The 12,971-nt window shown below is 69.2% G+C and carries 14 protein-coding genes; 5 read left to right on the plus strand and 9 right to left on the minus strand.

Annotated elements, in window-relative coordinates; translation table 11 throughout:
• Positions 1–121: 121 nt before the first annotated feature.
• Positions 122–970 carry a bifunctional 5,10-methylenetetrahydrofolate dehydrogenase/5,10-methenyltetrahydrofolate cyclohydrolase gene (locus C8258_RS05730; protein ID WP_106954242.1) on the plus strand — a complete coding sequence of 283 codons (849 nt, stop codon included), beginning with the start codon at positions 122–124 and terminating at the stop codon, positions 968–970.
• Here the strand turns inward: C8258_RS05730 and C8258_RS05735 are convergent, their stop codons facing one another.
• Both C8258_RS05735 and C8258_RS05740 read right to left on the minus strand, forming a co-directional pair.
• Positions 971–1,711, minus strand: a complete 741-nt coding sequence (locus C8258_RS05735) for a L,D-transpeptidase family protein (protein WP_106954243.1) — start codon at positions 1,709–1,711, stop codon at positions 971–973.
• Positions 1,712–1,851: 140 nt separating this feature from the next.
• Positions 1,852–2,508 (minus strand): cyclodeaminase/cyclohydrolase family protein, encoded by a 657-nt coding sequence (locus C8258_RS05740; protein ID WP_106954244.1) that lies wholly within the window; start codon positions 2,506–2,508, stop codon positions 1,852–1,854.
• Between the two features lie 232 nt (positions 2,509–2,740).
• Here C8258_RS05740 and C8258_RS05745 point away from each other — a divergent pair, with 232 nt between their 5' ends.
• Positions 2,741–3,778, plus strand: coding sequence for an LLM class F420-dependent oxidoreductase (locus C8258_RS05745; RefSeq protein ID WP_106954245.1), 1,038 nt, complete (start codon positions 2,741–2,743; stop codon positions 3,776–3,778).
• A 44-nt stretch (positions 3,779–3,822) separates the two neighbouring features.
• On the opposite strand, the gene C8258_RS05750 is transcribed toward C8258_RS05745, so the two are convergent.
• Complete coding sequence (locus tag C8258_RS05750; RefSeq protein WP_036501953.1) at positions 3,823–4,161, minus strand: STAS domain-containing protein; 339 nt, start codon at positions 4,159–4,161, stop codon at positions 3,823–3,825.
• A gap of 270 nt (positions 4,162–4,431) precedes the next feature.
• Between C8258_RS05750 and C8258_RS05755 the strand changes: the two genes are divergently transcribed.
• Both C8258_RS05755 and C8258_RS05760 read left to right on the plus strand, forming a co-directional pair.
• Positions 4,432–4,845 carry a phage holin family protein gene (locus C8258_RS05755; protein ID WP_106954366.1) on the plus strand — a complete coding sequence of 138 codons (414 nt, stop codon included), beginning with the start codon at positions 4,432–4,434 and terminating at the stop codon, positions 4,843–4,845.
• The gene (locus C8258_RS05760) at positions 4,842–5,105 is read left to right on the plus strand and encodes a DUF3618 domain-containing protein (protein WP_106954246.1); all 264 of its coding nucleotides are present in this window, start codon (positions 4,842–4,844) and stop codon (positions 5,103–5,105) included. The genes C8258_RS05755 and C8258_RS05760 overlap by 4 nt, the downstream gene beginning before the upstream one ends.
• 4 nt (positions 5,106–5,109) lie before the next feature.
• Here the strand turns inward: C8258_RS05760 and C8258_RS05765 are convergent, their stop codons facing one another.
• The 5 genes from C8258_RS05765 to C8258_RS05785 form a co-directional block, all read right to left on the minus strand.
• Positions 5,110–5,448, minus strand: a complete 339-nt coding sequence (locus C8258_RS05765; RefSeq protein ID WP_106954247.1) for a hypothetical protein — start codon at positions 5,446–5,448, stop codon at positions 5,110–5,112.
• Between the two features lie 452 nt (positions 5,449–5,900).
• On the minus strand, positions 5,901–6,656 hold the full coding sequence (locus C8258_RS05770) for a methyltransferase domain-containing protein (protein ID WP_106954248.1): 756 nt from the start codon (positions 6,654–6,656) through the stop codon (positions 5,901–5,903).
• 46 nt (positions 6,657–6,702) lie between these two features.
• On the minus strand, positions 6,703–7,449 hold the full coding sequence (locus tag C8258_RS05775) for an SDR family oxidoreductase (protein ID WP_106954249.1): 747 nt from the start codon (positions 7,447–7,449) through the stop codon (positions 6,703–6,705).
• Positions 7,446–8,468: a phosphotransferase family protein gene (locus C8258_RS05780; protein WP_106954250.1), complete on the minus strand. Its 1,023-nt coding sequence runs from the start codon at positions 8,466–8,468 to the stop codon at positions 7,446–7,448. The genes C8258_RS05775 and C8258_RS05780 overlap by 4 nt, the downstream gene beginning before the upstream one ends.
• Complete coding sequence (locus C8258_RS05785; RefSeq protein ID WP_106954367.1) at positions 8,465–9,673, minus strand: acyl-CoA dehydrogenase family protein; 1,209 nt, start codon at positions 9,671–9,673, stop codon at positions 8,465–8,467. Before C8258_RS05785 ends, C8258_RS05780 begins: the two co-directional genes overlap by 4 nt.
• 130 nt (positions 9,674–9,803) lie before the next feature.
• Here C8258_RS05785 and C8258_RS05790 point away from each other — a divergent pair, with 130 nt between their 5' ends.
• Positions 9,804–10,700, plus strand: a complete 897-nt coding sequence (locus C8258_RS05790) for a TetR family transcriptional regulator (RefSeq protein WP_106954251.1) — start codon at positions 9,804–9,806, stop codon at positions 10,698–10,700.
• A 2-nt stretch (positions 10,701–10,702) separates the two neighbouring features.
• On the opposite strand, the gene C8258_RS05795 is transcribed toward C8258_RS05790, so the two are convergent.
• Positions 10,703–12,964, minus strand: a complete 2,262-nt coding sequence (locus tag C8258_RS05795; RefSeq protein ID WP_106954368.1) for a SpoIIE family protein phosphatase — start codon at positions 12,962–12,964, stop codon at positions 10,703–10,705.
• Between the last annotated feature and the right edge of the window lie 7 nt (positions 12,965–12,971).

Below are 12,971 nucleotides of genomic sequence, written 5' to 3' on the forward strand. Positions count from 1 at the left end.
AGCCGTGCCCACCATACGACCCGATTCGGTGCGGGCCCCGGATTTGCCCCCGCTGGAGTCGGCATTCGCGGGGGGTGGCGGCGGCCGTCGGCGCAGGTGCGCGGCCCGATAGGGTGGCCGGGTGGACACCTTACCGCTGACCGGGAAACAACTCGCCTCCGACCTCAACGCCGAGACGAAGAACCGCGCCGCCGCACTGGCCGAAGCCGGGGCCGCCCCCCGTCTGGTGTTGGTGGTGGCCAACGACGATCCGGCCAGCGGGTGGTATGTCAACTCGTTGCAGCGCGCGGCGGGACGCCTCGGAATCGACTGCGAGACAAAAGATCTCGGTGCGCAGGCGAGTGCTGTGGAGATTCGCGACGCGCTGGCGAAACTCAGCGAGGATCCGGCGGTGCACGCGGTGATGTTGCAGACGCCGCTGCCCGCCGGTGTGGAACTCAACGACGTCAGCTCGGCCATCGCCGCGGCCAAGGACGTCGACGGCGTCAGCCCGCTCTCGCTGGGACTGCTCGCCGCCGGACTGCCCGGATTCCCGCCGGCCACCTCACAGGCGGTGGTGGAGCTGGCCAAGCATCACGACATCGCGCTGTCGGGCCGGCATGTCGCGGTCGTCGGCCGTTCGAACGTGGTCGGCAAACCTTTGGCACAGCTGCTGCTGGCGGAGAACGCGACGGTCACGGTGTGCCATTCGCGGACCACCGACCTGCCGGCGGTCACCTCGGCCGCCGATATCGTGGTCGCGGCGGTCGGGCGAGCCGGACTGATCGGCGGGGATCACGTGCGCGAGGGCGCGGTGGTCATCGACGTGGGGACCAACGAGGGACCCGACGGTGGCATCGTCGGCGATGTCGACGCCGGCTCGGTGGAAGGCCGGGCAGCGGCACTGAGTCCGGTGCCCGGCGGTGTCGGACCGGTCACCACCGCGCTGCTGATGCGGCACGTGGTGGAGGCGGCCGAAGCGACGCGCTGATCACCAGTGGGTGGTCACCGGATCGCCCACACTCACGTTGTCGTAGTACCACTCGGCGTCGGCGGGGGCCAGGTTGATGCAGCCGTGGCTGACGTTGGAATTACCCTGCTGGCCGACCGACCACGGCGCCGAATGCACGAAGACGCCGCCCGAGGTGAGCCGTTCGGCGAATTCGCCGGTCAGGTAGTAGCCCTCCGGGTCGTCGAGCGGAATGCCGATGGTGCGCGAGTCGAAGATGATGGTGCGGTCCTTCTCCATCACGGGGAAGGTGCCGACCGGGGTCTCGCGTCCGGGCTTACCCATCGAGGCCGGCATGACCCGCGGCGCCTGGCCGGGAATGAACACGGTGAACGTGTGCGCTGACATGTCGGCATCGGCGCTGGTCCCGCCGTCGGTCCGGAATTCGGACCGGGCGTTGCCCGCGGTCACGGTGAATCGCGCATCGGCCGGCAGGTATCCGGTGGAGTTCCAGACCAGTTCCCTGTCGTCGGTCCACGAGAACGTTCCGGCCTGGGCGCCGACGTGCACGGACCGTTCGGCGCGGGCGCGATCGGTGACGGGTGCGGTGAATCGGACGGTGATCGGATGGGCGATTCCGACGACGGCGCCGTTGCCCGGTGAAATCGAGGCCACGGATGCGGTCTGTGGTGTGGCCAGCACCGCTGTCGCGGTGCCCGTGGTGACTGCGGCCAGTACTGCGATGACTGTCGCCAGGAACAAATGACGCATCATGTTCCTCATGGCTCCACCCCCTCAGGTGGTTTGCGTATCAGGACTTCGATCCTAGTTCCGGATGATCATGGTCGCCGGAATAGTTTTCGCTTCGTAACGACAGTTACGGTGTGGCAAACCAGGTTTAGCCGAGGGGTGTGGTAGTGCGATCAGCCGACGACGGCAGCGAGAACGTCCGTGTGCAGCGCGTCCGCGCGGGCGAAGATCTCCTCGATGCGCTGCAGCGCGGGCGCGAACTCCTCGGCCTCGTGGTCGCCGAGCGAGCCGACGTTGATGGCGATATTCAACTGTGAACTGGCGGCGGCGGAGCGGGCGGCATCGGCGGCGGCGCCGATGTCGGTGACCACGTTCGGATTGCCGATCGGCAGCAGATCCGCGGCCAGCGAGAGCACCTCGTCGGCTTCGGCGACCACCGCGGCCGGCACTCGCGCGGCCTGCAGCAGGGCCGAGGCGATCGCCTCCTTGCGGGCCGCGATCTGCTCGTCGCTGTCCTTGGGCAGTTTGTAGGCCGCCCCGACCGCGGTGAAGGCGGTGGCGTCGGCGTCGGCCAGGGCCAGCGCGCGCTCCCGGGCGGCGTCGGCGGCCGCGATGATCCGATCGATCGCCGGACGGTTGTCGGCATCCTTGGCGCGGGTGGTGTAGCGGGCCACCATCGCCACCAGGGCGGCTCCCTGGGCGGCATGCAGCGCCGCGACCGCACCGCCGCCGGGGGCGGGGATCTTGGCGGCGAGATCGTCCAGGTAGCGGCCGATCGTCGACTCTCCGAACGTCGTGGTGTCCGGCGACGATGCGGTGTCCTGAGACATGCTGCGGGGCCTCCCGTTTCGAGGAATCGGCGTGCGGTACGCCGATAACCGTACCGGGCCGCGCGACCGGTCATCGAGCGGGCCGCGCCGCCCTGTCGCGGACGGCGTGCGGGCGGTGTGCAGGATGGAACCCGAGGCCACCCCGGCCGTGGTCGCGGATCGCGGTTTGTGACGGGTGGTGCAGTGCGATAACCTCACTGCAACTAGTTGCATATGAACGGAGTTGCATAAGATGCGGATCGGGTTGGGCATCAACTATGCGGGGGGCTTCAAAGAAGTCGCGGCCGAGGTCGCCGACCTGGAACAAGCCGGCCTGGACATCGTCTTCGTGCCCGAGGCCTACTCCTACGACGCGGTGAGCGGTCTGGGCTATCTGGCGGCCAAGACCGAGCGGGTGCAGCTGGCCTCGGGCATTCTGCAGCTCTACACCCGCACGCCCACGCTGACCGCGATGACCGCGGCGGGTCTGGACTACGTCTCCGACGGCCGCTACGTCCTCGGCCTGGGCGCCTCGGGTCCGCAGGTCATCGAAGGGTTCCACGGCGTGCCCTACGACGCGCCGATCGGCCGCACACGCGAGGTCGTGGAGATCTGCCGCAAGGTGTGGCGACGCGAACGCCTGGAATATCAGGGCAAGTACTACACGATCCCGCTGCCCGCCGAACGCGGCACCGGGCTGGGCAAGCCGCTCAAGCTGATCAACCACCCGGTGCGTGACCGCATCCCGGTGCTGCTGGCCGCGCTGGGGCCGAAGAACGTGCAGTTGGCCGCGGAACTGGCCGAGGGCTGGCAGCCGATCTTCTTCCTGCCGGAGAAGGCCCGCGACGTGTGGGGTGAGGCGCTGGCCGCCGGCACCGCGAAACGCGATCCGGAACTCGGCGACCTCGACATCTACGCCGGACCGGCGCTGGCGATCGGCGACAACGTGGAGCCGCTGCGGGAGTTCGTCAAACCGCATCTGGCGCTCTATATCGGCGGTATGGGCGCCAAGGGCAAGAACTTCTACCACTCGCTGGCCACGCAGTACGGCTACGGCGCCGAGGCCGACCGTATTCAGGAGCTGTATCTGGCCGGCAAGAAGGACGAGGCCGCCAAGGTCGTGCCCGACGAGCTGGTGCGTGACATCTCGCTGATCGGTTCGGCGAGCTTCGTCAAGGAGCGGGTGGCGGCGTTCCGGGCGGCCGGTGTCACGGTGCTGAACGTGGTACCGCTGGCCGCGACCGCGGGGGAACGGGTGAAGCTGATCGAACAGCTGCGCGAGCTGGTCTGATCGGTCCGGCCGGCAGTCCGTTCCGGTCTGCCGGCCGTCTCGGCTCAGCCTTGGTGCAGCGCCGCGAGCGCGGCGTCGAGGGTGGGGTGCAGGGCGAATACCTGATCGAGATTGGTCAGTTTGAGCTGTCTGCTGGTGGCCGGTCCCTCGGCGACCAGGACGATGCGCGTCGCGGAGCCGGCCCGCTGATGGGCGGCCACCAGCGCGGCCATTCCGGCCGAGGCCAGGAAACTCACCTGCAACAGGTCGATGATCAGTGCCGCGGGTTTACCGCCGAGGGTCGCCTCGATCGCACTCTCCAGTGCGGGAGCGGTCGCCAGGTCGACCTCGCCGGCCACCGTGAGCACGGTCGCATCGTCGTGCACGCTGACCGAGGTGGTCATCGCGTCGGCGAGGGGATACGCGTCTCCGGAAGTATTGGTCACGGTTGTCAATCTACCTGCTGGGTACTCGTGGCTCTCTCCGGCCGGGCAATTGCTTTCCGGCGCAAAGAGTTAACCACCCGCCGCATGCGAAATTCGTCGCCCGCGCGCACCGGAGGAGGTGTCGCCACCGATTTCGCGGGTATCGCGAGCAATAACCGGAGAGGCGGTTCGCTCACGGGCGGAGCGAGTTCGCCCGATTCGATCGTGCCCGGAGGAGTGGTTGGTCAGATGTCGCATATCGAGAACGGCCGAGCGCCGGAGACGGCGTCGGTGGCCGAATTGGTCGGCACGACCACGGAGCAATTGAGCCGGCTGGTGCGCGAAGAGGCGAAACTGGCGGTCGTCGAGGCGCAGGGCAAGGCCAAGCGGCTGGGAGCCGGTGCGGGGATGCTCGCCGCGGCCGCCGTGCTGGGGCTGGCCGTCCTCGGCGCCCTGGTCGCGGCAGCGATCGCGGCCTTGGCGCTGGTGCTGCCCGTATGGGCGTCCGCGCTGATCGTGGCCGCGGCGCTGGCCGTGGTCGCGGGCGTCTTCGGTCTCCTCGGGCGGACGAGCATCCGCAAGGGGAGTCCGCCGATACCCGAGCAGGCCGCCGCGAACGTCCGGGAAGACGTGGCCGTCATCAAGGAGAGGACTCGGCGATGAACATCCCTTCCGATCCGGAAGCGTTGCGTTACGACCGCGATCTGACGCGCGAGGAACTGGGCCGCACCGTGCAGGCGCTCAGCGACAAGCTCGACGTGCCCGGCCGCACCCGCGAGCGGCTGCATCGCGGTGCCCGGTCCGCTCAGGACAATGCGGACCGCGCCGCGCAGGTCGTCAAGCAGATCCCGCTGCCGGCGATCGGCGTCACCGCGGCAGGAGCGCTCGCCGCGGTCTGGCTGCTGCGGCGCAAACGGTCGTGACGGATCAGTTCGCGCTGCCGGCGCCAGGCGGCTCCCCGAGCGGCCAGCGCGCGTAGGTACGTTCCGGCCGCACGGTGATCACATCGGTCACCTCGACGAGTTCGGCGGGGACGATGCCGTCCGGGAAATGGTCGAGACTTGGCACGATCACCGCCTCGGCGTCGTGGGTGATCGCCGCGCCGATCAGGAATTGCACCGGATTGTCGGTGCGATCGCCGAAGGCGACCGTTTCCGAGAGCTTGTAACCCAGACGTCTTGCCAGACAACGGATTTGCGCCGCATCCCATTCCCGGTGCAGGTGTGAGACCTCCGTGCGCAGAAAGCCGAGGGCCAGAAAAGTCATGGCAGTCCTCCTCGCGTCGTCCGCAATCCGGAACCACCGGCGACGTGGTGTGCGCCCGCCGATCGGTTCCGCCGCTGTACTTCTCGCGGACAGACCCGCGAATACCTAGCAAACTCAGAAGGTATTTCCCGATCGTGAAAGCGGGCAAACCCCTGTCCGGGGGTTGACGCCTTCGCTCGTCCGGTGCTGTTTGCTGGAGTCTGCCGGGGCATTCTCGACGTCAAGGCCAGTTTTCTGTTGATCTTGTGAGCGGCGGTATCGCCCCGGGAAGGGCGATGAGGTCATCTGCATCGCCGCATCGTGTCCGCTCCCGGGGTGGAGCGAACACCCATCGGTGACGGCGAGTGCGGGTGCGTTGCCGCGCGACATGTCGCCCCTTCTCGAGTCGGCTACAGCACATTCACAGCTAACTGTTGGAACCGCGCCGGTGAAGGCCGAGAGCCCCCGCAGGTTCAGGACTTGACCGCGTCGAACAGCGTGCGTGAGGAGTGAGCGACGAACGGCCCCTCCCGCCGGATCCGGTCATCCAGTTCACGCAGCCGGTCGTGATAGCGATCGACCGTGAATCCGGGGACGAGCCAGATCACCTTGCGCAGGAGGTACACGACCGCTCCGATATCGAAGAATTCCATCCGCAGTCGTTCGTGGCGCAGATCGACGATCCGCAGTCCCGCGGCGCGCGCGGCGGCGGCTTCGTCGTCGTGGTGGCGCCGGCGCCGGGCCTCGGGTTGCGGTCCGAGGAAGTATTCGATCAGTTCGAAGACGCTCGCGGGTCCGACGTGCTGCGCGAAATAGGTGCCGCCGGGCCGCAACACTCGGGCAATCTCGTGCCACCGCACCACGGCCGGATGCCGGCTGGTCACGAGATCGAAGGCTGCGTCGGCGAACGGGAGCGGGGCGTCGTCGGTGGTGGCGACCACCACGGCCCCGCGTGGATGCAACCGCGCGGTCGCGGCGGCGGCGTTCGGCGGCCACGATTCGGTCGCCGCCATCGTCGGCGGGAACCCGTCGGCCTCGGCGAGCACTTCGCCGCCACCGGTTTCGAGGTCGAGTGCCGCCGTCGCGGTCGCCAGACGCGCGCTCATCGATCGCTGATAGCCCCACGACGGCCGCTGTTCGGTGGCCCGCCCGGCCAACCACGCGAAACCCCAGCCGTCCACCGGTGCCGCCGCGGCGTCGTCGAGCAATTCCTCGAAAGTTCGCTCCATACGTCGAATTCTGCCGCCGGACCGGAATCCGGCGGCAGGGAGGTCGCTATGCGCGGTAGGCGTCGGTTCCCGCGCGGGACAGCACGATGTTCGGAACCACCGCCCGCGACGACAACCGCAGCAGGGCATCGACCATTTCGACGATGTCGCCGACGGCGAGCATCTGCTCCGGCGGGATGCGGTCGTGGATCCAGGCGCTCATATCGGTGTCGACATATCCGGGGGCGATGGTGGTGGCGCTGATGCCGTTACCCGATTCCTCGGCATTGAGGGTGGCGATCAGGGAGATGAGCGCTGCCTTGGCCGCGCCGTAGACGGCAAGTCCGGCTTCGGCGTAGACGCCCGTGATCGACGACAGCGCAATCACTTTCGCGCCGCGATCCGGTGCGGCCGCGGCGGCAGCGCGCAGCATCGGCAGCGCGCCCTGGATGAGTTGCAGCGGCGCACGCAGATTGACCGCGAGGGTTTTGTCGAAGCGCCGCATCGAGGTGTCGGCGAGCGGACCGGCGGTGCCGACGCCCGCGTTGAGGATCAGCGCCGACAGGGTGCCGAACCGGTTCGCGTGCTCGGCCACCACCCGGTCGACGCCGTCGGTATCGGACATGTCGGCGGCCACGGCGACGACGTCCGCCGCGCCGGCCGACCGCAGTTGCGCGGCGACCTCGTCGAGGCGTGCGGCATCGCGGGCGGTGACGGTGAGTGAATAGCCCTGTTCGGCAAGGCGGTGCGCGATCCCGAGCCCGATGCCTCGGGACGCTCCGCTGATCAGGGCGGACTTATGATTTCCGGTCACTTCCGGACTCCTTTCAGTGCGCGCAGCCCGGCGGCCATGAACTCCGGTGTCGCCTCGGCCGCGCGTTCGGCGGCGGAGCCGGCATCCGAGCCCCGCAGCGCGCGGTGGGTGATGCCCTCACCGATGACGCCGAGTTTGAAGTTGGCCAGGGCGAGATAGAAACCCCAATCGCCGAGATCGCGGCCCGAGGCCGTGGCGTAGGCCTGGGCGAGATCGTCAGCGCCGGGCATGCGGTGGCTGGTCCACGCGGCCGGCGAACCGAGCACCAGATCGAAGATCGGTGCCCGGTACACGCACATCAACGCGACATCGGTGAGGGGATCGCCGAGGGTGGACAGCTCCCAGTCGACGACGGCGCGGACCCGGCCGGGATCGCGCGCATCGAGAATGGTGTTGTCGATGCGGAAGTCGCCGTGCACGATCGAGGCAGCCGACCGGTCCGGCACCGACTCGGCCAGCGCGGCGTGCAGCGTCGCGACGTCGGGAAGTTCGCGGGTTTTCACCCGTTCCCATTGCGAGGCCCACAGATTGACCTGCCGGGTCACGAATCCGTCCGGGCGACCGAACTTTTCGAGTCCGACCGCGACCGGATCCACCGCATGCAGCTCGGCCAGTACCCGGACCAGTTCATCGACGGCGGCGTCGATCTGGGTGTCGGTGAGTGCGGCGAGATCGTCCTGATCGCGGATCACGGTGCCGTCGACGAACTCCACGACGGTCATCGGCGCGCCGAGTGCGGCGCCGTCGGCGTCGAAGGCGACCGTCTTCGCCACGGGCACCGCCGATTCGCGCAAGGCGTGGGTCACCGTGAACTCGCGGGCCATATCGTGCGCGGACGGGGTGAGCCCCGCGACCGGCGGGCGGCGCACCACCCATCTCGACACCTCGTCGGAGGCGACGAAGGTCAGATTCGACCGGCCGCCGCTGATCAGGTCCACGCGCAGCTCACCGCGCACGTCGACGCCCTGCTCCCGCAGGAACCGCTCGAGCGCGGCGACATCCATTCCGGGCAGGCTCATTCGGCTGCTCGCAATGCACGCTTCGCGGCGCCGACCGCACGCTTGGCGATCGCCCACCGATGGACCTCGGACGGTCCGTCGTAGATGCGGAAGGGTCGCACCTCACGCGACAGCCGCGCCAGCGGGAGATCGCCGGACACGCCGAGGCCGCCGCACATCTGCATACTGCGGTCCACGATCCGGAAAATGGCTTCGGCGGCAAAGGTCTTCGCGATCGAGGTGGCGTTGGCGGCCGGCTCGCCGCGGTCGAGTTCCCAGCACGCGCGGGTCAGCAGCGCGCGGGTGGCGGCGATATCGATCTCGTTGTCGGCGATCATCTTCTGCACCATGCCGAGGTCGCCGAGGCGCGAACCGAAACCCTCGCGCCGGGCCACGTGCGCGACCGCGACGTCGTGTCCGCGGCGGGCGGCTCCGAGCCAGCGCATCACATGCGTCATGCGGGCCGGGCCGAGACGGACCTGGGCGTATTCGAAGCCGCGGTCGACTTCGCCGAGAACGGCCGTGTCCGGAACGAGCAGGTCCTCGACGAAGACCTCGCAGTGCCCGCCGACCATCGAGCGGTCCAGCGTGTCGAGGTGGCGTCCGACCCGGATGCCGGGAGTGTCGGCCGGCGCCAGGAACATGGTCGCGCCGCCGCGCTGACCCGGCTCTCCCGACGTGCGGGCCATGATGATGAAGAAGCCCGCGCCCTCGGCGCCGGTGATGAACCACTTGCGTCCGTTGATCCGCCATCCGCCCTCGGCGCGGACCGCGCGGGTGGCCAGCGCCGACGGATCCGATCCCGCGCCGGGCGCCGGTTCGGTCATCGCGAAGGCGGACCGCACGTCGCCGCGCGCGAGCGGCGCGAGAAACTGCTGCTTCTGCTCCGGGTTCGCGATATGGGCGAGCATGTGCACATTGCCCTCGTCGGGGGCGGCGATATTCAGCGCCGTCGGGCCGAACAGCGAATAGCCGGCCTCCTCGAAGACGGGCGCGCGATCAGACATTCCGAGACCGTGGCCGCCGTATTCGACCGGCGCGTGCGGCGCGAAGACACCCGCCTCGCGGGCGGCCTGCTGCAGTTCGACGCGGAACGTATCGCCACCGGCCGCGGTGATGTCGCCGTCGTGCGCATCCTCGAGCGGCAGTACCCGATCGCGGATGAAGTCGCGGGTACGTTCGGTCAGTTCGTGTACCTCGGGCGGCAGGGACAGCTCGATCGCCACGTCCACTCCTCGATCTCAGTCGCCGAACGATCGCTCGGCGATCACCTGTCAGGCAGACTCGCATGTCACGATAAAGCCTGTCAATTCGGTGTTCTTCGCGCAGCTTCGCTGTTCAGGTATTCTGAACACCATGGATGGTGCGGAGCAGGATCGACACGGTGTGGGCGGCCGGGTGCGGCAGGCGAGAACCGATGCCGGGCTGTCGCTGCGCGCGACCGCGGAACGGATCGGCGTCAGTCCGGCCACCCTCAGCGCGGTCGAGAACGACAAGACCGGCGTTTCGATCGCCCGGCTGCGTGCCTTGGCCGCGGTGCTCGACACCACGGTCGCCTGGCTGATCGGTGAATCTCCCGCGCCGCGGCCGGCCCGCCCGCGCCTGCGAACGAGCGGTACGCCCGAGCGCGACACCGCCCGTGCCTGGCGCGAATTCCCGCCGCTGGACATCGATCCGGTCCTGGCCGCTGCCATCGATTCCTTCGTCGAGACCGGATATCACGGTGCGACCATGCGGTCGATCGCCCACCGCGCCCGGATGAGCGTGCCCGGTGTCTATCACCACTACCGCGACAAACAGGAACTTCTCGTCCGCGCGCTCGACCTCACCATGGACGAATTGCATTGGCGCACAAGTGCGGCACGCGGCGAGGCGATCGGTGGCCGCGACCGCCTGATCCGCGTGGTCGAGGCCCTCGCCCTGTTCCACACCCACCGCCGCGAGCTGGCCTTCATCGGCGCGAGTGAGATGCGCAGTCTCACGCTGGACAATCGCCGACGAATCACCGCATCCCGCAACGAGATTCAGTATCTGCTCGACGCGGACATCGACACCGCCCTGGCCGAGGCGAACCTGCCTGCCGCGCACGCGCGTGTCGCCGGCCGGGCGATCGCCACGATGTGCACGTCGTTGCCGCAGTGGTTCCGGCTCGACGGGCCCGCGACTCCCGAGCAGATCGCCACCGAGTACGCCGATTTCGCCCTCGGTCTCCTCGGAATCGAGACGCGCAACACGTTACCGGCGACGGACTGAGCTCAGACCCTGCTCGCCGCCGAGAACGTCACCAGCGGCAGTTTCGTGGTCAACCGCACCCGCGTGCCGGCATCGGTCTGCTCGATCTCCACATCGTCGGCGAGGGCGCGCATCATGGACAGCCCGCGCCCGCGGGTGCCCGGATCCTCGGGCTGCGGCCGCCACGTCCCGGTGTCGACGATCTCGAGACACACCGCGCCGCGCACATGGGCGGCGGTGAGTGTCACGTGGCCGGAAGCGCCGGGGGCGTAAGCGTGCTCGATGCTGTTCGTGCAGGCCTCGTTGGCGGCGGCGACCAGATCGGCGGCGAGGTCGTGGCCGACGGCGGCCGCGGACAGCCACGACGTCAGCGCGCGGCGCACACCCGACAGCCGTGCGGGTTCGGCGGGGATGTCCAGGTGCAGTGGTTGCGGCGGCTGCCGGTAGACCACCATCGCGATATCGTCGTCGTAGCCGACGTCGGGGCGCAGCCGCGACAGCACCGCGTCGGCCACCTCGCGCGGCAGATGCGTTGCAGCGCCGGACAATTCGTCGGCGATCTGATCGAACCGAATATCGATGTCGATTCCGCGCTGCTCGACCAGGCCGTCGGTGAACAACACCAGTGTCGAACCGGGTTCGATCGCGGTGGTCGCCTCGGGCCGATTCGGGGTGTCGAAGGTGGCCAGCGGTACCGCGCGCCCGCCTTCGAGCAGCCGGCCGGTCTGCCCGGGCGACGCCAGCACGGGCGGCATATGCCCGGCACTGGAGTACCGCACCAGCCCGCGCGCGGGATCGAGGATGGCGGCACAGACCGTCGTGCACATGGCGCCGGGGATGCGGGCGGCCACCGCGTCCAGTTCGGCCAGCAGCTGGGCGGGACCGGCGCCGCGCAGCAGCAAAGCCTGTGCCGCGGTGCGCAATTGGCCCATCACCACCGCCGCCGACAGGCCGCGGCCGACACAGTCGCCGACCACGATGCCCAGGGTGCCGTCGCGCAACTGCACCACGTCGTACCAGTCGCCGCCGATCTCGAGCGGGGGGAGTGCGGGTTCATAGTGCACCGCGAATCCGGGCGGCAGTTCCAGCGGCCCCAGCATGGCCCGCTGCAACGTCAGCGAGGTCGAGCGGGCCTGGTCGAAGTTGCGGGCGCGCTGCACGGCCAGGCTGAGGTGGCCGACCAGCAGCGAGAACAGCGCCCAGTCACCCGAGCTGATCGCCCGCGGCGCGGCGAAGCGCACCCACAGTGCGGCGTCGCCGGTTTCGCCCAGCGGCGCCACGATGCCCTCCGAACTCGCCGCGCCTTCGGGGATGGCGAACATGGCGCGATGCGGGCGCATCCGGGTGCGGTCCAGCAGCGCCCGCGCTCGTGCGTCGATCACCTGCCGGGAGACGGCGTCGCCGCCGGCCACCGGGCCCGAGACGTACAACTCGGGTGCGGTCTGGCGATTGGCCCACATCGACACCACCGCGGTTTCCGCGCCGATGGCCCGGCGCAGTTCCTCGAGCCCCACCGACAGCACCTCGGCCACCGTGGTGGCGGCGCCGACGGCGGTGGCCAGCAGCGATACCGCCTGGTCGCGGGCCTGGGCGTCGTGTTCGGCGGTCACGTCGCGGATGGTGCCGACGAAGAGCCGCTCGTCGTCTTCCGGATTGCGCAGCGACGACGTACTCACCGCCAGCCACACCCGCCGCCCGTCGCGGTGGCGGGCCGGCATCACGAATCGGGCGGCCTCGGTGCCCAGCGCCGGATAGTGCGTGGCTGATTCGTCGTCGGTCCACGGATGCGGCAGCGGGTAGGGGACGGAGTCGGGCCCGTATCCGGTCAGCGCGCCGAAGGCCGAGTTGACCTCGGTGATGGTTCCGTCGTCGGCGGCGACGAAGAAGCCGTCCTGCAGCGACTCCACCAGGGCGGTGCGGAAGGCGTCGCGGCCCTCGAGATCCTCGGCGCGCAGCCGCTGCAATTCGTAGCTGCGGGTGCTGTCGAGAAAGCCGCGGGTGGCGACGTCGAGCGCGGCGAGGGTTTGCAGCAGGAATTCCAGCGCCGCCTGCGCGCGCTGCGCGGCATCACCGTCGAGTTGCTGCGCCGCGGGGCCGGCGATCAAACCCTGTTCGTCGAGCAACCGGAAGTGATGCTCGGTGAGATCCAGAATGCTCACACCCTCGACCAGTGCGCGCCGGCCGAGTTCGTACCCTTCGGCGAGCGTGTGCTGGGTGGGTGAATCCATGTGCAGCCGAAGCGCATTCGCATACGCCTCGCGGAACGCGGCCAGTACCGCGCTCATCGCCGCA

This window comes from Nocardia sp. MDA0666 (assembly GCF_003023875.1).
Taxonomy (GTDB): Bacteria; Actinomycetota; Actinomycetes; order Mycobacteriales; family Mycobacteriaceae; genus Nocardia; species Nocardia aobensis.

Bases quoted from the DNA above. Each gene is read 5' to 3' on its own strand.
- C8258_RS05745 (WP_106954245.1), top strand. From the start codon at position 2,741: ATGCGGATCGGGTTGGGCATCAACTATGCGGGGGGCTTCAAAGAAGTC.
- C8258_RS05740 (WP_106954244.1), bottom strand. From the start codon at position 2,508: ATGTCTCAGGACACCGCATCGTCGCCGGACACCACGACGTTCGGAGAG.
- C8258_RS05760 (WP_106954246.1), top strand. From the start codon at position 4,842: ATGAACATCCCTTCCGATCCGGAAGCGTTGCGTTACGACCGCGATCTG.
- C8258_RS05770 (WP_106954248.1), bottom strand. From the start codon at position 6,656: ATGGAGCGAACTTTCGAGGAATTGCTCGACGACGCCGCGGCGGCACCG.
- C8258_RS05765 (WP_106954247.1), bottom strand. From the start codon at position 5,448: ATGACTTTTCTGGCCCTCGGCTTTCTGCGCACGGAGGTCTCACACCTG.
- C8258_RS05750 (WP_036501953.1), bottom strand. From the start codon at position 4,161: ATGACCACCTCGGTCAGCGTGCACGACGATGCGACCGTGCTCACGGTG.
- C8258_RS05755 (WP_106954366.1), top strand. From the start codon at position 4,432: ATGTCGCATATCGAGAACGGCCGAGCGCCGGAGACGGCGTCGGTGGCC.
- C8258_RS05790 (WP_106954251.1), top strand. From the start codon at position 9,804: ATGGATGGTGCGGAGCAGGATCGACACGGTGTGGGCGGCCGGGTGCGG.
- C8258_RS05780 (WP_106954250.1), bottom strand. From the start codon at position 8,468: ATGAGCCTGCCCGGAATGGATGTCGCCGCGCTCGAGCGGTTCCTGCGG.
- C8258_RS05735 (WP_106954243.1), bottom strand. From the start codon at position 1,711: ATGAGGAACATGATGCGTCATTTGTTCCTGGCGACAGTCATCGCAGTA.
- C8258_RS05795 (WP_106954368.1), bottom strand. From the start codon at position 12,964: ATGAGCGCGGTACTGGCCGCGTTCCGCGAGGCGTATGCGAATGCGCTT.